This window comes from Armatimonadota bacterium (genome assembly GCA_023511795.1).
Taxonomy (GTDB): Bacteria; Armatimonadota; UBA5829; order DTJY01; family DTJY01; genus JAIMAU01.
This window is the reverse complement of the sequence record JAIMAU010000006.1, coordinates 76,277-99,770: the sequence shown is the minus strand read 5'-3', so window position 1 is coordinate 99,770 and position 23,494 is coordinate 76,277. Positions and strand designations below refer to the sequence as shown.

At 47.4% G+C, this 23,494-nt stretch carries 18 protein-coding genes and 1 tRNA gene; 7 read left to right on the top strand and 12 right to left on the bottom strand.

Annotated elements, in window-relative coordinates; genetic code table 11:
* The first annotated feature begins 184 nt into the window (after positions 1-184).
* Positions 185-1,885: a glutamine--tRNA ligase/YqeY domain fusion protein gene (locus K6T99_07475; protein ID MCL6519660.1), complete on the top strand. Its 1,701-nt coding sequence runs from the start codon at positions 185-187 to the stop codon at positions 1,883-1,885.
* Positions 1,886-1,920: 35 nt separating this feature from the next.
* A tRNA-Gln gene (locus K6T99_07470) sits at positions 1,921-1,995 on the top strand.
* A 149-nt stretch (positions 1,996-2,144) separates the two neighbouring features.
* Here the strand turns inward: K6T99_07470 and K6T99_07465 are convergent.
* Positions 2,145-2,981 carry a phosphatidate cytidylyltransferase gene (locus K6T99_07465; GenBank protein MCL6519659.1) on the bottom strand — a complete coding sequence of 279 codons (837 nt, stop codon included), beginning with the start codon at positions 2,979-2,981 and terminating at the stop codon, positions 2,145-2,147.
* Between the two features lie 339 nt (positions 2,982-3,320).
* Here K6T99_07465 and K6T99_07460 point away from each other — a divergent pair, with 339 nt between their 5' ends.
* Genes K6T99_07460 through K6T99_07450 form a run of 3 tightly spaced genes read left to right on the top strand, consistent with a single transcriptional unit; the run spans position 3,321 to position 6,340 of the window.
* Positions 3,321-4,232 (top strand): GerMN domain-containing protein, encoded by a 912-nt coding sequence (locus K6T99_07460; protein MCL6519658.1) that lies wholly within the window; start codon positions 3,321-3,323, stop codon positions 4,230-4,232.
* Entirely contained in the window at positions 4,147-4,839 is a 693-nt protein-coding gene (locus tag K6T99_07455) for a hypothetical protein (GenBank protein MCL6519657.1), read from the top strand. The genes K6T99_07460 and K6T99_07455 overlap by 86 nt, the downstream gene beginning before the upstream one ends.
* Positions 4,814-6,340 (top strand): hypothetical protein, encoded by a 1,527-nt coding sequence (locus K6T99_07450; GenBank protein ID MCL6519656.1) that lies wholly within the window; start codon positions 4,814-4,816, stop codon positions 6,338-6,340. Before K6T99_07455 ends, K6T99_07450 begins: the two co-directional genes overlap by 26 nt.
* 112 nt (positions 6,341-6,452) lie before the next feature.
* Here the strand turns inward: K6T99_07450 and K6T99_07445 are convergent, their stop codons facing one another.
* The 5 genes from K6T99_07445 to K6T99_07425 all read right to left on the bottom strand — a co-directional run bounded on the left by K6T99_07445 (position 6,453) and on the right by K6T99_07425 (position 13,314).
* A complete protein-coding gene (locus K6T99_07445; GenBank protein MCL6519655.1) occupies positions 6,453-7,331 on the bottom strand; it encodes a diacylglycerol kinase family lipid kinase in 879 nt (292 codons plus the stop codon).
* 144 nt (positions 7,332-7,475) lie between these two features.
* Complete coding sequence (glmS, locus tag K6T99_07440; GenBank protein MCL6519654.1) at positions 7,476-9,296, bottom strand: glutamine--fructose-6-phosphate transaminase (isomerizing); 1,821 nt, start codon at positions 9,294-9,296, stop codon at positions 7,476-7,478.
* Between the two features lie 272 nt (positions 9,297-9,568).
* Positions 9,569-11,224, bottom strand: coding sequence for a diphosphate--fructose-6-phosphate 1-phosphotransferase (locus K6T99_07435; protein ID MCL6519653.1), 1,656 nt, complete (start codon positions 11,222-11,224; stop codon positions 9,569-9,571).
* Between the two features lie 417 nt (positions 11,225-11,641).
* The gene (locus K6T99_07430) at positions 11,642-12,322 is read right to left on the bottom strand and encodes a hypothetical protein (GenBank protein MCL6519652.1); all 681 of its coding nucleotides are present in this window, start codon (positions 12,320-12,322) and stop codon (positions 11,642-11,644) included.
* Between the two features lie 80 nt (positions 12,323-12,402).
* Entirely contained in the window at positions 12,403-13,314 is a 912-nt protein-coding gene (locus K6T99_07425; protein MCL6519651.1) for a hypothetical protein, read from the bottom strand.
* Between the two features lie 399 nt (positions 13,315-13,713).
* Between K6T99_07425 and K6T99_07420 the strand changes: the two genes are divergently transcribed.
* A complete protein-coding gene (locus K6T99_07420) occupies positions 13,714-13,989 on the top strand; it encodes an acylphosphatase (GenBank protein ID MCL6519650.1) in 276 nt (91 codons plus the stop codon).
* 74 nt (positions 13,990-14,063) lie between these two features.
* Here the strand turns inward: K6T99_07420 and K6T99_07415 are convergent, their stop codons facing one another.
* The 6 genes from K6T99_07415 to K6T99_07390 form a co-directional block, all read right to left on the bottom strand.
* Complete coding sequence (locus tag K6T99_07415) at positions 14,064-15,086, bottom strand: MucB/RseB C-terminal domain-containing protein (protein ID MCL6519649.1); 1,023 nt, start codon at positions 15,084-15,086, stop codon at positions 14,064-14,066.
* Positions 15,076-15,591, bottom strand: coding sequence for a zf-HC2 domain-containing protein (locus K6T99_07410; protein ID MCL6519648.1), 516 nt, complete (start codon positions 15,589-15,591; stop codon positions 15,076-15,078). The genes K6T99_07415 and K6T99_07410 overlap by 11 nt, the downstream gene beginning before the upstream one ends.
* Positions 15,592-15,593: 2 nt before the next feature.
* On the bottom strand, positions 15,594-16,175 hold the full coding sequence (locus tag K6T99_07405; protein MCL6519647.1) for a sigma-70 family RNA polymerase sigma factor: 582 nt from the start codon (positions 16,173-16,175) through the stop codon (positions 15,594-15,596).
* 85 nt (positions 16,176-16,260) lie between these two features.
* Positions 16,261-16,590: a hypothetical protein gene (locus K6T99_07400; GenBank protein ID MCL6519646.1), complete on the bottom strand. Its 330-nt coding sequence runs from the start codon at positions 16,588-16,590 to the stop codon at positions 16,261-16,263.
* 9 nt (positions 16,591-16,599) lie between these two features.
* On the bottom strand, positions 16,600-17,532 hold the full coding sequence (pfkB, locus tag K6T99_07395) for a 1-phosphofructokinase (protein ID MCL6519645.1): 933 nt from the start codon (positions 17,530-17,532) through the stop codon (positions 16,600-16,602).
* 159 nt (positions 17,533-17,691) lie between these two features.
* Positions 17,692-19,359: a hypothetical protein gene (locus K6T99_07390; GenBank protein ID MCL6519644.1), complete on the bottom strand. Its 1,668-nt coding sequence runs from the start codon at positions 19,357-19,359 to the stop codon at positions 17,692-17,694.
* A 171-nt stretch (positions 19,360-19,530) separates the two neighbouring features.
* Between K6T99_07390 and K6T99_07385 the strand changes: the two genes are divergently transcribed.
* Positions 19,531-23,424, top strand: coding sequence for a hypothetical protein (locus K6T99_07385; GenBank protein MCL6519643.1), 3,894 nt, complete (start codon positions 19,531-19,533; stop codon positions 23,422-23,424).
* The last annotated feature ends 70 nt before the right edge of the window (positions 23,425-23,494 follow it).

Below are 23,494 nucleotides of genomic sequence, written 5' to 3'. Positions count from 1 at the left end.
GTGGTTGACTTTATTTGCATACATTGGTAGATTCGCTTATCCCGCTCTCAATCCTTCTAGCCGCAATTAGTTTGCAAGCTGGGTGGCAAAATAAAAGATGAAACTTTTCGGGTTCTGGCAATTTTCTGTCCAGAATGCTATCATAAGAAGCGATCAGGTTATAAAAAAGGGAGATTGCCTGGGAATGAAGGGAAAAAGAGAAGTATCTAGCGACAGCCCGACCGACTTTATCCGGGAGGCTATAATAGAGGATCTTCGTAGTGGGCGGTTTGACCACGTTCATACTCGATTTCCTCCTGAGCCGAATGCCTATTTGCATATCGGCCATGCTAAGGCTGTGTGGATTAACTATGGCATTGCGCAGGAGTTTGGGGGGCTTTTCAACCTTAGGTTCGATGATACCAATCCAGCAACAGAAGAGAAAGAATTTGTGGATGCCATTATAGAGGATGTTCGCTGGCTAGGTGTGGATTGGGGTGACCGCTTGTTTTTTGCTTCGGACTACTTTGAGCAGATGTATGAATGGGCAATTGAACTTATAAAAAAAGGCAAGGCATATGTTTGCGACCTTTCTGCAGAAGAGCTTAGCAGAACGCGAGGTACTCCAACGGAGCCTGGTATCGAAAGCCCCTATCGTAATCGTAGTGTTGAAGAGAACCTCGACCTCTTCAAGCGTATGCGGGCAGGTGAATTTCCTGATGGTGCGCGCACCTTGCGGGCGAAGATTGACATGTCTTCGCCAAACATGAACTTGCGCGACCCAGTTATGTATCGGATTATGCACAAAGCCCACCACCGCCAGGGAAATAAATGGTGCATTTATCCCATGTATGACTGGGCTCATGGCCTCGAAGACTCAATCGAGGGAATTACCCATTCCCTATGCTCACTGGAATACGAAAATCATCGCCCGCTTTATGATTGGTTCCTTGATCAATTGGGGATTTATCATCCGCGACAAATCGAATTTGCGCGCCTTAATCTCTCTTATACCGTTATGAGCAAGCGGCGGTTTATCGAGCTTGTAAACGGCGGCTATGTAAATGGATATGATGACCCTCGGCTGCCAACGCTGGCCGGTCTTCGAAGACGTGGCTATACACCCGAAGCAATTCGGGAGTTCTGCAGGAGAATTGGGGTTGCCAAAACCGAGAGCGTAGTTGATATTGCCGTTTTGGAGGATTGCATTCGAGATGATCTTAATAAACGCGCAGAGCGACGGATGGCGGTAATGAATCCGCTCAAGGTTGTTTTGGTTAATTATCCCGAAGACCAAGTTGAGGAGCTAGATGTTATCAACAACCCGGAAGACCCTAGCTCTGGAACTCGCAAAGTACCGTTCTCGCGCGAGCTTTATATCGAGCGCGATGACTTTCGTGAAGAGCCGCCGCCAAAATTCTTCCGATTAGCGCCCGGACGTGAGGTAAGGCTTCGGAATGCTTATTTCATCAAGTGTGAAAAGGTTGTCAAAGAAAAAAATGGCGAAGTAAAGGAACTGCACTGCACGTATGACCCAGCTACTCGCGGCGGAGATGCACCCGACGGCCGCAAGGTAAAAGCAACGTTGCATTGGGTTTCTGCCCGGCATGCTGTCCAAGCTGAGGCAAGGCTCTACGATCATCTATTCCTGAAGCCGGATCCAGATGATGTGGAGCCTGGGCAAAGTTATTTATCAAACCTTAATCCAAATTCGCTTGTGGTGACCGATTGCTTTGTTGAACCTAGCGTTGTTGGCTCGAAACCCGGCACGAAATACCAATTTGAGCGCATAGGATACTTTTGCGTAGACAAGGATTCTACTCCCGAGAGGTTGGTTTTCAACCGCACAGTTACACTTCGCGATACGTGGGCAAAAATCGAAAAGTCGCTAAAGACGGGGAGTTGACATCTAACCCAATGCATGATATCATGTAAGTGCGCTGCCGGATAGCTCAATGGTAGAGCGCGTGGCTCTGGACCACGATGTTCCAGGTTCGAGTCCTGGTCCGGCAGCCATTTTTATTATCCTCCAAAATTCAACATCAAAAGCCGGTTGAAGATCTCAAAGTAGTTTTTAATTTAGTGCAATGGGAAAATTCAAGCTGTTTATAAGCCAATTTGGTTGTTTATAAATTTTCCAAAGTCCTGGATGATTTAGATTGGTGCTAAAATTTCATAACAAGTGTGACGTAGTAATAGAAGAACGGAGCCGCAAAGAAAAGACCATCAAAGCGGTCAAGAATTCCCCCATGGCCCGGTAGGACGCTGCCAAAGTCTTTGAGTCCAAGTTCGCGCTTCAAGGATGATTCTACCAGGTCGCCAACCAAGCTTACGAGTGCGATGCTAACGCCAAGCACCAAAATGTGGACCCACGGCATCGAGACGAGTAGCCCCATAACCACGCACATAGCGACGGACCATGTGATGCCAGCAAGTGCACCCTCCCAGCTTTTCCCGGGGCTTAGAACTGGTGTCATTTTATGATAACCCCATTTTCGACCTATCAAGTATGCTCCAGTATCCGCCGCCCATGCTGCGAAAACGACAAATAGTACAAGCCATGCTCCCCATGGAACCTCGAAGCCAGTGATTTTCATTTGGGTTTTTCCTGGGATGCTTTGGAGAGCCACTAGATAGGAGAACAGCCAGCCGACATAGATTACTCCCAGGTATGTCACACCGAGATTCCGAATCGGGGCCCGGTCGCGTTTTAAGAGCTCAATGGACAAGCTGGAAATTATAAAGAAGGTCAAAACGCCCGGCATTAAAATCACTGGTGGATTGAACCTCTCTCGTGCGGCAAAAAGGAAAAGTATTACACACCCAACGCCAAGCCATTCCTGGGGTTCGGCGCCGGTCCTGCGCACACCTCGGTAGAACTCGTTCAACCCTAGCAGCGAAAGCAATCCAATAGCTAAGATGAAGGGTGTTCCCTTCCATACGAGAAGCGAGAGAATCATCAGCGGAATGCCAATAATCCCGCTGACAAAGCGCATAATCATGTTCTTGCCTCGGTGCGCATTCAAATAGACTTCGGTGGGCATTATAGCACGCTTATGAAATAGGAGCAAGCAACTGCGTTGCTAAAACAGTTTATTTGGTATTATCAAGTTTGACGTGGGTTGGGAAGACTTCCATCGAGGGTAGGAATCAAATCTATCTTACGGTAGTTTATTTAGTTGACAAACACTTAATAATAAATTAAAATGGCTTTGGTATCGCTCGGCACTCACAGATGATCGTTCCACGCTAGCTAGCCATTACTTGCTAGCATTTCTCCCGGAGGCCACCAACGATCTTCATGCTGCCGTGCGGAATTTTATCTCTCGGGAGGGATGCCAATGAAAGGCATGCGTTTTCCATTCCACCTTATTTTGCCCCTGACTCTTTTTCTAAGCTTGCTCTTAGGAGGAGCGTGCCAGTCAGGCACGGTGTATTTCTTGAGCCAGGACGGCTCAATGGTCGGCATCAATGACCCTGCAATAGCGGATCCAATCTCCGCCCTAAGCGCACTTGCTGCAGGGCCTGAGATGGTATACGGTGCTGGCGGGCTAGGTTCAGCGATCCCAAGGGGCACGAAAATCAAAGGCATGAATATTGAGGGGGACACGGTAGTAGTGGACTTCTCCGAAGAGGTGCTAGCGGGGCTTGACGAAGCTAGGTTAGAGGCAATCTTCAAGCAAACGAAGGCAACAGTGGAGCAGTTCATCCCAAGAAAAAGCATAAGGCTCACAGTCAATGGAGAACTTATGTCGAACTTCCTGCCGCCTGCGCCCGAAATCGAGCCTGCTGGAGCAACTGAGCCCACCGGCGAAGTTGGCATTCAATCTCTAAGCGGACGGAGCATAACGCTCTCACCAGGCCATGGTATATACTGGAATGGCAGTGGTTGGTATACAGCCCGTCCCGTCTACTGTGCGCCACTTGACCAGGAGGACTTCCATAACCTTACTTACTCGATATATCTAAAGTCTTACCTTGAAGCCGACGGCATGCTTGTCAAGATGGTCCGTTGTACAGACAAGAACTATGGTACTTGTCCGCTTTCCAATCAGGATTGGTGGAAAATGGGTGCATCCTACTGGCTCCAGCATGTAGGATATCCGTGTAGTGTATATGCTAGCTATACTGGCGACTGCACGTTAGGAACTGGTGCCAGCGAATCAAGTGACGATATACGTGCGAGACCACTTGCCTCAGACTACGACAACACAAACATTTACATTTCCCTCCACAAATGGCTATCAAGGTGACTGCTATGGCACAACGTGCCCGACAGGCACGATTACCTATTACGATTGCTCCGCTGAGCATGCTGCTTGGTGTAATGTCAGCCAAAATCTTGCTAATGCGGTTCACGATAGTCTAATATCCACAATCCGCAATGAAATCGGTGACTCGGGATGGGTAGACCGAGGAAAGGCTGACTCGAACGGAGCATATGGCGAAATCCGAATCCCAGATAGGGCGGCGATTCTCATTGAGTTAGCCTTCCATGACACTTGCGACCTCGATGCCATTAGGCTGAGGGATTCGTTCTGGACTTCAGGCGCTATGTGGGGAATCTACAAAGGCATCTGTCAGTATTTCGGAACAACTCCTACCTGGGGTTTCTATTCGTCGGAATATGTGAGCGACACTATACCCTCCCAAATGGCGCCCGGAGAAGTCAGACAAGTCAGTATTACGCTACGCAATAGGGGAGTAGTTTGGTCGGAGGCAAAGGCATTCAGGCTTGGTGCGGTTGATGATTCCGACCCATTTACAACCCAAACCCGCCATACTATAATCAGGAGAGGTGAACCCGGGCGATACATATACTTGGACGTTCACTTTGACGGCACCAACTACACCTGGTAACTACATCACCGATTGGCGGATGGTTCGCGATGGCGTAACATGGTTTGGTGCAACTGTTCAAAAGTCAATCCAGGTGGGTGGTGAACCAGACACCCAGCCGCCGAGTGTGCCGCAGAACCTTGCCGCTACGCCAGTTTCACCCACTCAGGTAAACCTTACATGGAGCGCCTCGACCGATAATGTAGGCGTTGTTGGCTACAAAATCTATAGGAATAACTCACAAATCGGCGTGAGCACAACCACTAGTTACTCCGATACAACATGCTCATCGAATACAACCTATACCTACGAAGTAACGGCTTACGATGGTGCCCTGAACGAGTCTGGGAAAAGCGCTCCAGCAGTCGTGACTACGCCCGCGACTACCGATTTCATTATTGACAATCCTGACGCTACGTTCACTGGGACATGGTCTACTGGCACAATGTCTGTGGATAAATATGGGTCGGATTACCGTTATATAGGCACGCAGACAACCGAGACAGGCACAGCTACTTGGAGGCCAAACATTCAATTGGCTGGTTACTATGATGTCTACTGCTGGTATCCGCAGGGAACCAACCGTTCCACAAAGGCACCATACGCTGTGTATTGGAACGGCGGCTCCCAGCTGGTTGAGGTTAATCAACAGACGAACGGTGGCCGTTGGAACATTTTGGTCAGCTCCAAACCGTTTGCTACTGGAACTGGCGGCTACCTGAGGCTTGGCAATGCTACAGGCGAAGCCAGTCTGGTGGTCATGGCTGACGCGGCGAGGTTCTTGAAAGTCGGTGATATAGATTCCCAACCACCGAGTGTGCCGACAAACCTGACTGCCACGCCGGTGTCCAAGACCCGTGTTGATCTCTCGTGGACTGCGTCCACGGACAATATAGGAGTTGCTGGCTATAAAATCTACCGAAATGGTGCTCAGATTGGTATCTCGACCGCAACCAGCTATTCAGATACCACTTGCTCGCCGAACACCAGCTATACCTATACGGTTAGCGCTTATGATGCAGCGGGCAACGAATCGGCTCAAAGTGCTCCAGCCTATGCAACTACACCTGGCGTCCAGACCAAGAACTATGCGCCCACGTCAATCACGCTTACAAAAGGCAGTGTGGCCTCGGGTTCTGTAAGCAACTTAGCCTCGAATGATTCCTCATATCTGGTGATCAACTCTGCAAAGCAAGGTCAAAGCCAGATTATTGATTGGTACAGCAGTGTCTCAATAGCGGAGGCACCCGGTAGCGTGACGAAGCTTAGCATCACATTTGATGGTAAGCTCTCCACCTCTTTGAATCAAAAGCTGTACCTTTACAATTGGTCCACCTCGTCATGGGTGGAGATAGATAGCAGAACGGTGGGCAATAGTGATGTCACCATAACTTGGAGCACAACTTCCCCGGCGAGTTATATCTCAGCTTCAGGTGAGGTCAGGCTGCGGCAGTATACTACTATCAAGAGCACTTCTCACTCGAGCTCAACGGACTTCGTCCAGTTTAGCATCGAGTACTAAAGACAACATGTAGGCAGGTTAAAATCCATCCGCAATAAAGGAACGCTTCAAGGCAGGGAGAAATCCCTGCCTTATCTTTTAGCAGTGTTAAATAGGGGATTTGCCGAAAATACTAGGGAACAAGGACAGGAAGGGCGTGTGGAGAGATGGAGACTGCTACTGGGGTTTTGCCGAAATAATCGCCATCGAGTTGAACCATTGTGTCAGGTTCTGAGCGCACAATCACGCTTGTTGTCTTAAAGTATCGGATGTTTTTGTTATAAACATGCCTTTGCATGAATAGTTCAAAAATTTGGCGCAAAAACCCCAATTTGAACGTTACTGGTTGCTCGAAAACAAGGACATCTAGGAGACCGTCGTCATGCGACCCATATGGTGCAATTTTCAACTTGTATGTGTAAGTCGGGGAGTTTGCAACCACCACGACGTATGCCAAGCCCGAATAGCGGTTATCTGGCATTTCAAGGGTGAATTTCGTTGCCTTGTACCTTGCAAGGGTTTCGAGACCTTTAAGCACATATGCTGTAGCGCCTATGAGGTCTTTAAGCGGCTGAACGATGTTTGCGACTACTTCGGCATCGAATCCGAAACCTGCCATCAGCACAAAGCATCTGCTGTTTGCGATGCCAATATCTATGTTCTTGACATGCCCTTGAAGGATAGTTTTAATGGCTTTGTTGATTTTTAGTGGAATTCCAAGCTCGCGGGCAAGAACATTGACAGTGCCAAGAGGTAGAATACCCAGAGTAGCGCCTGAACCGGCCATTCCAGTGACAACTTCGTTAATTGTTCCGTCCCCACCAGCCGCAATTATTAGCTTTGCGCCTTTTTCTGCCGCCTGATGCGCAAAAATCGTCGCATCACCTGGCTTGGCTGTTGACTTGATTTCGCAGTCTAAGCCGTGTTCACAAATGACTTGCTCTAATCCCCTTCTAAACAGCCTCGGATGGCTTCGGCCAGCAGTTGGATTGTAAATAAGAACAGTGCTCATGATATTGTAATAAAGGGAGAGTAGGTGAACTAATGTAGTCGGAGAAACACTACTTTTCTCGCACCTAATCTCCCTTTTAGTGCAACAATCCGTCTTTGATAGTCAGCAAATCGTGCCGACTATGGCTTTATACGAGCTTGTGTTTTATTCTACTGTCACGCTCTTTGCCAGGTTCCTAGGCTGGTCAATCTCGCGATTTAATATTTGGGATGTCCAGTATGCAAGCAACTGAAGTGGAATCATAGTTGGCACAGGCATGAATAGGTCGTGTACCTTTGGCACCCAGACCACATAGTCAACAACATGGCTCAGGTCGGGATCACCTTCCTTGAGAAGCGCCAGTATGGTTGCTCCCCTAGCTTGCATTTCCTTGATGTTCGAGATTGTTTTCTCACGCACATGCTCTTGGGTTACCGGAACGATTACCCAAGTGCCTTTTGTAATTAATGCAAGTGGGCCATGTTTCATCTCGCCAGCGGCGTATGCCTCGGCATGAATATAGGAAATTTCTTTAAGTTTGAGCGCACCTTCCAAACCGACTGCGTAGTCCAAGCCACGACCAAGGAAGTATGCGTGTTCCTGGGGAGCCAGTGCCTTTGCAATTTCCTTTATCTGGTCTTCGGTCTGCATTGCTCTCTCAGCTACTTCAGGGAGCTTTCGCAGCTCTTTGACGTATTCCTTTTCTTGTTCAAGAGACATTGTGCCTCTTGCGCGGGCAAGGTAGATACCCATCAGGTAGAGGCCGATTATCTGAGTGATGTATGCTTTTGTTGATGCAACGCAGATTTCAGGCCCTGCACGAGTATAAAGAATGCTGTCGCATTCTCTGTATAACGAGCTTCCGATTACGTTTACAACTGCCACAGTTGTAGAGCCGAACTTCTTCGCTAGACGAACTGCAGCTAGCGTGTCCGCGGTCTCACCCGATTGGCTTATAGCGATTACCAAGCTTTTATCGTCTAGTATTGGGCCACGATATCGGAATTCGGATGCCAAATCAACTTCAACTGGCACGCCAAGTACTTTCTCGAAGAAATATTTTCCCACACAACCGGCATAGTACGCAGTCCCGCATGCAACAATGTAAATGCGATTGAACCTCTTAAGTTGTTCGGGCGTGAGTTTTGTTTCTTCAAGACTCACGGTGTCGTCAGCGGTTAGTCTGCCTCGCAGAGCCTCTTTGATGACCGCTGGTTGCTCATGTATCTCCTTTATCATGAAGTGCTCGTAGCCACCTTTTTCCGCGGCGTTGGCGTCCCACGTAATCTGCAATACCTCGCGCTTGACCGGAGCTCCTGAAACAGAAGTAAGTGTGATATTATCTTTCGTTAGGAGGGCTAGGTCGCCGTCTTCTAGTACCATGAATTCACGGGTATGGCCAAGAAGCGCTGGGATATCTGAGGCAATGTAGTTTTCACCTTTCCCTATGCCGACGATTAGTGGACTATCTTTCCGAGCTGCTACCAAGATGTCAGGATGGTCTTTGTGAATGACGCCTATTGCGTATGATCCTTCTATCTCTTTTACGGCCTCTCGAACGGCTTCGAGGAGATCGCCCTTGTAATACTTTTCGACTAGGTGGGCGATTGTTTCTGTATCAGTCTCAGATTTGAAGACATGTCCCTCTTTTGTGAGCTTTTCTCGCAATTCAAGGTAGTTCTCTACGATGCCGTTGTGGACCACTGCAATGTCGCCTCCGCAGCTTGTATGGGGATGTGAGTTTGGGGTTGATGGTGCACCATGGGTTGCCCATCGAGTGTGGCAGATTCCTAAATTCCCGCTTAGGTCGCCAATAATTTTTCGGAGATCTTTGATCTTTCCGACAGTCTTGACGACTTTCAAAGAATGGTCTGCCACAACTGCAATGCCTGCCGAGTCATAGCCTCTGTACTCTAGCTTTGAAAGTTGGTCAAGCAGGGATGATACGCAGTTCCTGCTTCCAATAAATCCAACAATTCCACACATACTGACCTCTCTAAAGTATTTAGTTAGTATTTGCCGACCATTGCCGGTATGGAAACGATTACACACTCGGTCCCCAAAGTAAGAATATTCTGTCAAGGGGGACCTAGCATTATCTTACCACAGACGTGCCATAATAGTAAAGTCGCTAGATGGGAGAACAGTCACTTCAGCTGCAATCGTATTTCTATAATGCATTCCAGTGGATGACATCAACACCGTCATCTAAAGCAGCATAAAATATGACCGCTCCGATTCTTTTAATGCCCCTTCTATTAACGCCTTTCTAATGTAAGCGTTATTGTTGGTGCGTCGCAAATTTCAGGCGGTCCAAAATACTGAATTGGACCTGGGTAAATATATTCGTCATTTAGCGCCCATTTTTCTCGATTAGCTGCAAACTCCTTGAACGGTGCGCCGTCGAGGTCTACTAACGCTTTTCGGATAACAGGGACGCGTTTTCCTTTGCGAACCTCCATATTAAGCATCATTGTAATTGGGATACCACCTGCTACCCATTCATCTGCTGGGCGTGTTAGGTTTTTCACCATTACGGTGTATCCGCTCAGCCCAGCTCGTATTAACTGTGCCGCTGCGTAGCCAAGCGAATATGCATAATCTGCATCAAAGTTAGTCGGTGCCGCGCATCGGCCTTCATACCCAAAGAAATGTGATAGCGGACTGAACTTCACGAAGTCTTTGCCATCATGCGCTTGCAGGAAGCGTATTTTGTCGGAAACCAGGTCAATCAGCAACCTTTCGGTTTCAACTTGTGAGAGCGGGACGTTCCCATGGCTGTCTCTTTTGAGAAGGACTTCCTGGATGTCCACCGGTAGTGAATTGTATACTTTTCCGCTGTGTTCGCTCAGCAAGCTACTCAAATACTGTACACGCTCGGAATGGTCTGGAAGGCTCTTGATATATTCCTCGTCTTTGCCGAGAATTGCACTCAACTCATCTATCATGGTTTTTATGTCTGCGATAAACTCTACAAGCCCCTCTGGGACGAGTAGCACACCGTAGTTTTTTCCAGCCTGCGAACGCTTGACTATCACATCGGTGATATAGTCAACTATCTCTTCTAAATTTGTGCCTTTGGCTTGGACCTCTTCGGAAATCAGTGCAATGTTCGGATGTACTTGAAGCGCGCACTCGAGTGTTACGTGGCTCGCCGCACGTCCCATTAAGCGTATGAAATGCCAGTATTTGACTGCAGAGGTTGCGTCGCGAGCAATATTGCCGATAAGTTCGGAGTATAACTTTGCGGCAGTGTCGAATCCAAAGGAAGCCTCGATATGTTCATTTTTCATATCGCCATCGATGGTTTTTGGCACTCCAATTATCTTAGTCTTAGAACCCTTGGCTTTGAGGTGCTCTGCGAGCACGGCGGCGTTTGTATTCGAATCGTCGCCGCCAATGATTACTAGCCCATCAAGGCCGAGATCCTTGAAATTTTTTTCGCATGCTTCCAGTTCCTCAATCTTTTCTATCTTGTCTCTGCCGCTCATGATCATGTCAAAACCGCCAGTGTTGCGGTACTTGTCTATTACATCAGCTGTAAGTTCTTTGTATTTACACTTTATCACCCCTCCCGGCCCTTTGAGGAAGCCATAGAGCTTGCTTTCAGGGTTTGCTGCCTTTAGTGCATCGAACAAACCTGCGATGACATTATGACCGCCAGGAGCCTGGCCGCCAGAAAGGACAACTCCAACTTTCATAGGAGCTGTGCTAAGATTCCCATCGCCTTCAGCCAATGTTGCAATCGGCTGGCCGTAGGTGTTTGGGAATAATGCCTGTATCTCTACTTTGTCTGTTGCAGGTTCGGAAGGCGGTCCGAGTTCAACCTTGATTCTTCCTTCGCGCAATGCCTTTGGCAGCTTGGGTTGATAGGCTGCTCGCGCTTTCTGCAAAATTGATATTTCAGTTCCCATATCTTTGAACTCCTCCCCAAAGTTTTTCTGGATAGGGGCGCCGCATTCTAGGACACCATTCTGTATTATATAAGATTCGTACACATTTGACAAAGTCTGTGGTTGGCCTGCTTTTGATTAAGATGGAATCGATTTGCTTCAATGGGGGTGTGTTTGCGCAGGATTGCAGGGAAAGTAAAAAGATGTCAGCTAGATTCATGGCCTTTGTGTTTGAGTGAAATTACGAAATTTCAACGAAAGCTGGTTAAATATATTAGTAAACGTGCTCAGAGAATCTGTGAACATAGGAACGTTTAATTTTAAACTAATTGTTGGCAGCACGATTAAAATTATGGGGTTTTATTTTGGAATAAAAAAGCGATTAGCTTTTGGCTAATCGCTTTTTCTTATGTTTGTTGAGTGTCGAGAATCCTTTAACTAAGATGGCACCTCTAGAATCAAGGCGAGGTTGTCCTTAAGAGATTGTATCCAATATCCATGCCAGGGTAGCAATTCTGTTGAATCAGGCCATTGGTCTGGATAGCTCAGGGTCATTAGTGATTGTGCTGTAGCATCAAACCACCAATGTGTTTTCGCTAACCAGGGATCTGCCAAATTGCATGCTTGTTCTACAGTTAATGTCTGCGTACCGTCTGTTACCTTTACGTTTTCCCAGGGGTAATTAAAGTTGTAGGGCGTTCCTATAAGCGTCCAACCGCCTCCGATAGTATCAGTTGGCTTTCCAGGAAGGCTAATCCACATGTCGGTATTGTAGTTTTCGGTCACGGCTTCATAGGATATGGTCAGCCCACCATTTTCACACCATAGCCAGTAGCCTTCGGTGATTAACGCACCACCAAACGGCTCGGGGTCCCAAGGGTCGTAGCAGTAGAAATTTGAGTCCGGCGCGCTATATCTCCAGAGAATACCACTTCCTACCGGGAAACCTGCGAAAACAACCTCAGGATTTGGGTTTTTTGGGATTGCAGGCAAACTAATGAGGTTCCACTTTCTGGATAATGGTGGGGAGGTGACATTTGTTACCTCTGCTAGTGCAATCGTCATTACCAGTTGGGTGACTAGTGCAATTAGCACCATTATGAATATAAACCTTTTCATTTTCTCACCTCTTCTGATTATTTTCTTACAAACTTAATTTCGTATGTTTTTATATTTCGAAAACCTGGATATACGGCGATTTACGGCTGCGGCCAAATCTGTATGACGTCCGCTGGTCTTCTAGGTCTGACAATTGGAACTAATTGTGAGTCGATATACCCAACAGAGCTTATTCCGGTAACTTGGATTATGCTATTGTCAGAATAGCTACCGATTTTAGATTTGTCAATCCTCAGTGGGGCATTAGGCTTCGACCCATCGTCGAGAAGCAAATATGTATTTCCGTCAGACTCCATTACGGTCCCTTTCACTGCTCCCCATACTGTTACAAGCAAGCCGATGTTATTCAGGCCGTTTTGGCTCACGCCGAGCTGTCCTTCTCCTGTCTCAGGGTTATATTGGAAGTCGCTTCCGCCTACTGCGAGTGCTTGCATCCCAAGCGGCTTCAAAAGAGAAATCGGTGGCGTGTCTGGAGCTAGGAGCATAACCGTTGAGCCAATAATTGCTCTCTCACCGTTTTTGGTGGCTAGGGTGCCGATTACACTGACTTTATCCCCTTCAGCAACCGAAGGAATTTGCAATGGCCCGTGATAAAATTGGATGCCCGACGAGCGGTCACCTGCTTCTATATAAATTTTGTCGCTGAAGTCCGTTGAGTAGTTCGTTGTTGCGTATACTCCCGCAATAGCTACGTAAGCGACATCACGCTCGAGCTTGACCTCGGCTGGCGAATCTACCTGCTGGGGTTGGGCAATGTCTCCGGACCAAAATCCTATATAATGAATATGAGGTTCTGGAGAATAGGCGGGCGTGGCAACTACTCCGACTTCAGCCTGGCCTACTGTGCCGTTCATATTATATGAACCGGCGGCTTCAGTTGGCCCGCCACCTGAGTTAATTGAGAACCAGTCTATTTTATATTGGGCAGTGCTTAGACTGGGGATTAACAAAAAAAGCATGAGAAGCCATAAAACTTTTATTGTGAGTCTCATATCTGCTCCTTTCAGGCGCTCATGATTTAGTCAGCTCTCTATAGTAGTTTATCATATAGCTAGCAAGCTGACAATAGGTAATTGACTGTTTTTTCATGGCGCCTACCCATAGGTACTAGCTTCCAATATTGCCCACCAGAAACCGACATGAGTATTCATTTATACCAGTCTATCGCTTGCAATAGGTAGAGTCAACTAGCAAATATACCAGTTTCTGCAAGCCATATGCCGGTTTTTACGGCCGATAATATTGGAAAAAATAATGTCGAGAAGTTAAATACCCAAAGTTCTAAGCGATAAAACCTTTCAATGCGTAACTTCTAATGCAGGAATTCGCTTGCTATAGCCTAAATATGGCCAATGACTGTTGTTAAGGAGTATTTGACTGGGAGATAAACGATGACCAGGCGGTTCAGGGCGATTATTCGTGGGCGAGTGCAGGGGGTTGGTTTCCGATTTTTCGCTCGCCAAGTTGCGAATGACTTGGGGATTAAAGGCTATGTGCGCAACACATCAGACGGGGCTGTCGAGGTAGTAGCTGAAGGGGAAGATTCGGCTCTTGAGACATTCCTTTCTTTCTTAAGGCAAGGGCCTGGGAGGGCTCATGTCACCGATGTAGAAGTGACGTGGGAGGAACCTACTGGACGGTATGAATACTTTTTTGTAAGGGGTTGAAGCTTGCGCTATTCCAATTGCGTTATTGAGTGGTATTGCCCAGACTAGATATTGTAATTCTTCCCGTCGAAATTCTATTTTATCGAATCTGCGATTCGTCTTATTTCATCAGCTGGAATTGAGCCTATTAAAGTGAAATTAAGTTCACCAAGCTTCCACGCATATACCCCACGCCCGGCGCGGAGGGGGTCCTTCTGGAGTTGCTTTGGGAACCGAGGGTCTAGCATCCGCCTTGGTGCTTGGAATAAAGAGAAAGAACTTACACCATCGGAGTATCTAAGGCCAACTACTTTCCCATGCCGGAAAGGAACGACAGTTGCACCTAGCAACTTGAATCCCTTTGGTAAATATTTTGGCTCGCGAATTTGGAAGTCTACAATGCGCTGGGCTTTTTCTATAGACATAATCTGCATGCGTTCCGGGCCTCGCTCGACACGAACACCGGGAGGCGGTTTAAAGCGGAATTTTTCTGGAGGAACGCTGGTGAAGTCTATCCTGGTATAATAGGACGTAGATACTACGGTCCCATCTGGAGCGATGTCTTCCGTCTTTAATTTGACCCATTTCTCGGTATCTACCCAGAACTTGCGAGTAGGGCCCGCGCGTTTCGCACGCGGCTTTACCTCTAGAACGTAGGCATTTCTTCCTGCGATTTTGTCCCTTCTAACCAATTCTACTTGGATTTGGCCGCGTTCAAGTGCGCGGTTAGCTTCTATTGTTCTTAGCTTAAGAAAGTTGAGCCTTGAAGGTTGCGTCTTTGCTGTTTTATTCCTGGGTATGAACCGAATAAGAACTTTTCCGTCGTCAATCATGATCTCACCAGCCAACTGGTTGGGATAAGTGTACTCAGTCCGCATTCCTTTAAACCCATCTCGGTAAACTTCTTGCTCAGAGGTGAGAAAAGGTCCCTTTGCGAGGGTGGTCACCTGGTGTGCTGTAAAGGAAACGTTCCCCTCGGAGATGAGCATTTTCTTGAGAATTGTTGCGCCATCAATGGCCTCGGCGCGTTGACACAACCCGAGAATCAGGCTGAAGATGGTGTATACAATTGTTGCTTTCACGATTCGCATGTCTAGACAGTCCGTGCTACAATTCATTTGCAAGATCACTAGCTCGATCTTTTAGGAGCACCGCGGAATCATCCGCAAGTGGATTGGCTGCGGCAAACGAGATATGTTGTTCTTGACAAACGCTGATAAATGCTTGGTCCGTTGCTTGAGCCACGTTATTATTAATTATCATTAAAATGGATACTCCGAGCATGATGCAAAATAATATTCCGGCAATTACGGGTCTCAACGATAGCCGGCGCATACCTATGAATGCTCGGGCAAAATCTCGAGCAAACCTGCGGATTGGGTTCCGATTGGTCTTAACAGATTGCTGGAAGGCTATACGGGTTTGAAGGCGACTTTCGAACCCTGCTGGTGCTTTAGCTCTGTCAAGCGAGCGCACAAGATGAGAAGTTGCTTCGAGCTCAGCGATTAGTTGGGAGCATTCAGCGCATGATAGCAAATGTTCTTTGATGCGCTCCGTTTTTTCCTTGCTGAGCGTGCCGCTCATGTAATCTATAATGTTTTTCCTTATTCGTCTGCAGTTCATCGTCAACCCTCGATATAAGGTTTGAGCAGTTTTCTCAATTGTGCACGCGCATTAAAAATGCGTGACTTTACGGTTCCAATCGGACAAGAGACCGTCTCTGCTATTTCTTCATAAGACATTCCTTCTATATCGTAAAGAATTATTACGCTCCGGAGTTTATCCGGCAGTTTCGAAAGCGCCCGCTGTACCTCAGCCTGAAGTTCTGTGCGGTCATATGTTCGCTCCGGGTCATATGTTGTATCAGGCACATCTAATGGCTTTGCATCTTCGTTGCAGTCGGCGCTTTGCATAAGCGGCGTGATTAATTGCTTTTCAATGCTCGACCGCCGATATTTGTCTATGCAAAGGTTCGTGGCTATTCTGTATAGCCACGTTCGGACGTTTGACTCACGCCGAAATGATTTCATGGACGCAAACGCTCGAACAAAGACTTCTTGAGCGAGGTCTTCGGCGTCATCGCGATTTGAAACCATGCGCCAAATATAGTTGAAAATCCCGTCTTTGTAGCGCGCGACAATCTCGTCGAAGGCTTCGCAATCGTCGTTCTGATGAGTCGACGCTAAGACGGTGTCTGCATTCAGCAAACAGACCACCTTACCCTCAGCGCGATCTGCACGTCATAAAAATAGACGTGCTGACAGCTGATTTGTTCAATTCAAGGGGTATAGACTACTCCTCGTATTCAGCAAAAAGTGAGCGAAATGTTTCGGCTTGTTGTAGCTCAATGGCTGAGAAGGAAAGGTCGAAAGCAAGTAGCCATAGCAAGATGAGAGCCTCATCGCGTGGTAGATCTAGTACTCGCGCGAAGAAATCCTTAATTATCTCCTCATAGGACGATGCGCTCTCTTGAAGTACAACGGGCCCCTTCATCTTTGGGCCGAGAACATTTAGCTGCATTCTATCCAGAAAGTCGCGAACGTTGCTGGGTGTTGCGTGCTCCAGCTTCTTGCCAAATTCTTTGGATAATAGACGCTTGAACTCATGTATGTCCACTGCCAACCTACCGTCCTACCGCAGACGTTCGATGATCACACCATCCAGGAGCGAAAGTACCTGGTGGCGTTTGCATATTTCGGTTCCATCTGTCATTGCAATTGCAGCGCCAGCAGCTGTGCCCCATCGTAGAGCTTCGTCTAAAGGCCCGCCTTGAGAAAGAATGTGTGCAATTCCTGCAACCATTGAGTCACCCGAGCCGATCGTGCTTACTGGTTTAACTTTTGGCGGGATAGCGCTCCAAACACCATCGGCCGAACCTGCTACTGCTCCCTCCGCTCCCATTGAAATTACCACAATCTCGATTCCTTTTTCAGCAAACTGAGCGATTGCGGGGAGGGCATCCTTGAAGTTTCTTATTTCAACGCCGAGGAGGCGCTTTACCTCGTCACGGTTTGGTTTTATCATGAAGGGCTGCGCCTCCAGGCCCAGCAGCATTGGGCGGCCGTCACTGTCAAGAATTGCCTTTGTCCCAAATTTACTGATGCCAGCGACAAGTGTACGGTAGATGTCTTCCGGTACGCTCGCCGCTAGGCTTCCGCCAAAAATCATCATACAAGACTTAGGAGCATATTCGTACACTTTGGTGACAAGCTGCTCGATTTCATCTTTGGTGACATTCGGCCCTGGCTCATTCAGCACAGTGGGTGGAGCACCAGAAAATTCTTGTATGCATATGTTTGTGCGCGTCTCAGCGGCAGTTCGCACAAAGTCCGTTTTAACGCCTTCAATTGCAAGTACGTGCTCAATGTAGCTCCCAGTTTTACCTCCCACAAAGCCGAGGGCGAGTGTTGGACTACCCAGTTCGTTTAGCACCCTTGATGCATTGATTCCCTTTCCACCTGCATCAACCTCGATTTTGCGGATTCGGTTTGCATCATGAGGGAGCAGCTGGTCAACATAAACTGTCTTATCCAATGCTGGATTAAGAGTTATGCTCGCAATCACGGAGATAAGTATACCACAGAATGGTCAAAAAGGCATAATATCAAGTTATTAGCAATTGGAAAAAAGTCTTTGGGTGGAAAGTTGGCTCGTGCGAATAAAGATGCTACCAGTCTATTTGGGGGAGATATAAAAATCAAATCCTCTGCATTAGACTAAAGCTTAGTTCTGCTTCGAGATCTCCCCAACGGAATTTTCCACTTCACTTAATAGTAGTTCTGCACGCCTTGCTACCGTTCGATCGCCGAGAGAAAATAGATGTTCAAGTTCAAGGAATCGAGATATAGCGCCATCCAAGGGCCACTTTATTTTGTCTTCCCAGCGGTCAGGATGCTTTTCTCTAAACTCTTTGAGCGCTTGGTTGAGATCCCAAAGGCGCTGATATACTTTATCAAGTACCTTTCGAGCGGTAGAGAAGTCGGCATTGCCTTTTTTCGCATCTTCTAGAGCTATGCGGGCTTGGAGCACAAGCGATAAACCCTTTTTGGGATCATTTATCAACACGGCTTTCTTTGCTCTTTCAAGTAGCATGTTTACCTTCTCGAGTTTAACATTCCATTTCTCAGCTGGCTCGCGTTCAAGCATAACCAGCTTCCTCTCAGCAAAGTAAAGGTTTGTGCGAATCTTTTCAGCAATGCGCAAATAATTCTTATCGTTTGCAAGGAGAAGGATGCGCCCATCACCTGGATTAAGTTGTAGGTCTAGGGTTTGTCTGCCGGCAGAAGATATATTTGTTTCTACGAGCGAAACCAAATCGAATAACCGCCCGCTTGACGCCTTAAGATGCACGCGAACAGGGGATTCGGTGCTGGTATTGTAGACAACAATAAACGCATGTCCGGCCGGTGATTTTAGGGCGGAGCATATGGCACTTGGCCAATCCTTGGGACGGCGCGAATCGGTGTTCGGCTCAGGAATCATTTCCACCAGCCTACTTTCACGGTCAATTCTAGTGTCAAGCAATTCTGGCCCGATTGCTCGAAGAATTCGCCCTAGCTTGCCGATGTCTTCCCATTGCGGTGTCACAGGGTGGTTGTAGTGGGTAACCAGATGGTCATAAATGAAGTAGAGGATTCCCTTTACGCCCTCGCCGATGGCCATATATGTCATCATCCGATTCTCAGCTACCGTTGGAAGGCGCCTTCCCTCGCCTTGGAATGCTTGGATGACAAACCAGTTTGGTTTTGTTGTAGCATCTATGTACCTCCTGACGAAATCTCGCACAGACCATGGGTCGGGGTTTTCGACATAAACCGGATAATAGTCGGAGGCTTGAATAACATCATAGTTTTCAAATCCTTTTGGCCCGCCGCAGGTAACGGCAATCACTGGATGGTTTGGATCAGCATCCTCGAACGCCTTTTTCCACTTGAGCCATTTGTCCATACTTTCGGGATATGGCTCATCCCAGGGTGACCATACGAGGAGTCCCTTTTCATCTTTGAATTGGCTAATTCGCCGCTGGGCATATGCTTCCGCCTCGGATTCATTTGGTAGACCATTTTCGCTTGCCCAGGTGAATATGCCGACATGTTCCCCTTCAGCGAGCATTTGCTTTAGGATGGGTACCGGAATCATGGAAGTGTTTTCGATAGCGACAAGGTTGATATAGTGGCGTGCCATATCGAGGAGGTCACGCCGGTAGGGTTCGATCATTGGCCGCCCCATGTGCGTGGGCGAGTCAGGTTTGTCCCATTCCCCTATCCTTTCTGCCGCGACATATATTCCAAATGGGAAAAAGTTCCGAAGTTGTGGATAATCCGTGTATGATTTTTCGGCAGACAATGGCGATACTATAAATAAGAAAAAGGGAACTATAAGATACCTCATTGTTAGGAAACCCTCCTAATGGATTTACGGATAGTGTGCTTGTATTACTTTTGAGGCTCGCTCACCTTTTCGAGAAATGGAATAAAACATCCTTCATGGCCAAGTCGTTCAACAATTCTGCGACGAGTATTCGAAGGAAGCCTCATCTCTTGTGAATAATACGTCTGTAAGATGAAAATTGTTTTTCTTGCAATCGGAATCTTCTTTTCCAAATCTGTGGTGGCTTACCAGCCGCCAGAGTATCCGCAGAAGCCAGCAAGGTTAGTCTCGGTTGCTGTTCAAGTGCCAAAGCTAGCGGTGCTTGGCTCGACACTTAGGGCTATGTTTAATTTCAAGGTTTCAGAACCGCTGCCTAAAGATGCGAAGGTTTTTCTGTATTTTAGCCAAAATGAGAAGACTTATATTTCTTATGTGGGTCCTGCACGCAGATTACATTTTATATCCGTTCCTAAAGACATACCCTCGGGTGATTACTCAGTCGAAGCTGGTGTATTTGGTGAGCGGATGATATGGCAAGGGCAAATCCGCATTACTGGAACGCCATCAAAGGTTTTAAGAAAAATAATTACCCGTGGAACGTTCGTTGATAAGGAGGGTGTTCCACATCGCTGGCACATTAATGATGCACATGCGCTAATCTGGGATGGCGTACCTTGGCTTCCGGTCGGCGGAATGTTTGTCTATGACCGTGATTGGAATCTTGTTAAGGCTCAACTTGATTTGCTCGAGAAATACGGGGTTAAAGACATATATCTCCACCTTGGCGTAAATCAACCGTATCTTTGGAAGGATTACAGCGACGACGACTATGCATACTTCCAGAAAACGATTGATTATCTCGATGATCACGGCTTTCGCTATGGAATTGAGTTCCAGGCGCTAGAGTCTAAAGGCTACGGTTACCAATATCCAGGGGGTGGACCAGTTGTTGAAGTTTCTGACAGCGGGAGGGTTTGTTTCGAAAATAAGGATGTGAAAAGTGCATTCTTTATGGTCGAGGACGTAGCGACTGGCGACATGGTGCACTACGGTGAGGCGTCGGTGAGAGAGAATAAGTTTATGGAAGCCGATGTCAAGGTGCCCACACCTGGAAGATATCGAGTTCACTTCTTGCCGAACAAGATTGACCACGGCTTCATTATGTACTACTGGGGCGGTATATATGAAAAATACCGTGATAAGGTTCTCGCTCATTATAGCAAAGTGAAACTAGGAAAAGGCTTTCGTTTTATCGTTGATCCTTTCTGGAATGAAATGAACACCCGCCATGGGATAATTCCTGACACAGACGATTATCGCGAAGGCTTTGAGAGATGGTTGAGTCATCGGTATGGAACTATTGAGAAGCTGAACGCCGCATGGAGGCCAAAAGAAGGTGCATTCCCCGATTTCGCTTCTGCTGCAAGCGTTGTCTCGATGAGACGTATTTCGCAGCCTTCGGGAGTTCTTTGGGACTGGGTCTACGATCGTAAAAATGGCGAGCTCTATGCGCTTGATACGTCAAAGAGTCAGTTCAACTATGACATACGCGAATATCACGGCAGGGCGCTCCTTGAATTTTGCAATCGCATTGCAGACGACATTGCTCAATTCGCCGATGTCCCTGTTATTTACAAGTGCTTCTCCGATGTTGACTGGTGGCATATAAATGACACTGGTTCTGCTGGCGGACATGATGGCTTGGGGATGGAATCATACGGTACGGGGGAGCCAATGCTACTCTTTATGGGCATTCATGCATACGGTGAGCTTGAACAAGCGACGAAAACCACTTGGTTGGTAGTCACCGAAACCGGAGAAGGCAACCACCAAGATGCTTCGCCGTCGCGCAATAAGGGGATTGGTTATACAAACCGACTTGGAACAATGTATGCCAACTTTAATGCTCTTTTATCTGGTGGCGCGAAGGGTATATTTCAATACTATATGATTGGCGGGCGTGGGGTAAGTGAACCGTGGAGCGATGCAATCTCACGCGATCCAAGGCAGCTTGAGTGGTTGGCGACCTTTGGTCGTATCCTGGCAAGCTCCGAGCAAATAGTAGAATACAAACCACCGATATACCTAAGACTTCCTGCGCACTTCAATCAGCACAGCATGGAGATATATTCCGAGCCGAATGCTGACTTTTCAAATTATGGCGGTTGGTGGTGGCGTGAGCCAGTTGGCCGCTCGCAGAACAATATTTGGATTGTGCCGGAAGTGAATATGAAAGCCAATGTGCCGATGCATATCATTAACCTTGAAAAACCTCCGGCTAGTGAGCGATTCGCAGAGGAAGTTACTGAAGCGATCTTAGATGACAAACGAGTGACGATAATTGGCTTTCGGCATGATATTGGGACAATTCCTGTAATAGATAAGTACTATACCCCTGGATTCTCGATAGATAGAGACGGTCGAAAATTCCAAGTGCTCAAGCCTACGCCGACAAGCAAGATAATTGGGGCAAATGAGAAGGGTGAGGTATGGAATCTCATTGATGGCAAGGTTCAGATTAACAGCAAAGAGGTATTTCCTCTCCATGGCTATCAGCCCCAGGATTTGGTAGCTGGTTCTGAAAAGGCAATTGACCCATATTTCGACATGTTTGACCTTCTGGGGGTAAAGTTGTTTGATGGCGGGTTTTCATATCACGATGGTGGAGAGTGGATTACAGTCTTGGACATAGCAAGCACTTCCCATAGCTTTAATTATTTTCCTGGGACAGTGGACGGCACATCTACTAGGCCCACTGAGTATGTCATCCTCACAAAACCCGGCGGAAAAGTAGATGCTAGGTATCCCGATGGCACGCCAGCAGGCGAAGTTGAGGACGGTAAGTTGTTGATTAGACTCACGCCCCAAGACACGACTTTAGTCAGGGCAAACCTGCCCTGGGCGCCAGAGGGAGTTATGGTTGATTCCCTTCATTCAAGAGATAGCGTGATTATTCGGTCGAGTTTTGAACTGCAAGCTTCGGATTTTAAGCCTCGAAAACCAGGTACTCAGAAAGCAGGTTCAGACGCAATCATCGTTGAGGGTGAAATGTCCATTGCTCATAATTGGAATTACAGTCGCATGGGCGGGATGACAAAACTCTCTAGAGCCGCTTGTCTTGTCCTTGAGACGGCCGTGCCGCCGCCAGTGGATACCGGTTGGTATGCAAGTTGGAAGTTCAAAGTAGAGAAGACGGGCGATTACGAATTTTGGATACACGAAAATTTGCTTTCAATCTCATCGCCGTGCGAATGGAGAATTGATGATGGTCCGTGGAGCCGTGTGCCGACTACTTTGGTTCCGAGGGACATTACTGTTGTAACATTCTATAACGCTTTAGAGGATACCCGGCAAATATTTGCTTGGTATCATTATGGTAATATTAGGCTGACAAAAGGCGAGCATACGCTCATTATCAGGATTACCGAGCCGAGGGGGAAAAATATGCTCGTTACAATGGCGAATGATCGGCCTTATGCAAAAATGATAGATTGTATGGTATTCAAGCTGTCAACTGCTGAAAAACAGAACTCAGCATCGGCTATTGAAGACTTTTGTCCCTGGATTAATCAGTCACTAATTCCCGACGCAAGCGTCGAGTTCGATGAAGACAAGGATGACAAACCAGACTTTTGGTTAAAATCTGAGGACTCCGACAAACTTAAGTGGACTAAACCAGATTGGGGCACCTACAAAATCGAAGGACTCACGGATATCAATCTAGTCATGCGTGATTCCTATACTGGCCAGCGTGCCCTCCGCATTGACCCAGGCAGCAGGGTGAGGTTTTGGAAAACAGAGAAAATCTTTGCACAGCCTGGGGAGTATGATTTGTCAGGGTATATTCGGTCAACGGCGCCAACATCAACAAAGGTAAGGCTTAGGGTTGCTTTCTATGACGCTGGTGGCCGAGCATTGGGTAGCGGGGAAACGAACGAAGTGGCACACTGCGATTGGCAGAAAGTCGAGGGATGTGTTCGCGCACCAAGTGGTACAACCTATGCGGTCGTTTTCTGTGCAGTGGACCCTGGAGAAGAAGGGAGCGTTTGGTTTGACGAAATTACCCTTGCTAAGCGCAAAAAATAGCTTCTCATTGACAGTTGTCGGGCGCTTGGCTCATACTTAGTAATAGCTTTTGGAGGCGGCCATGAAAATT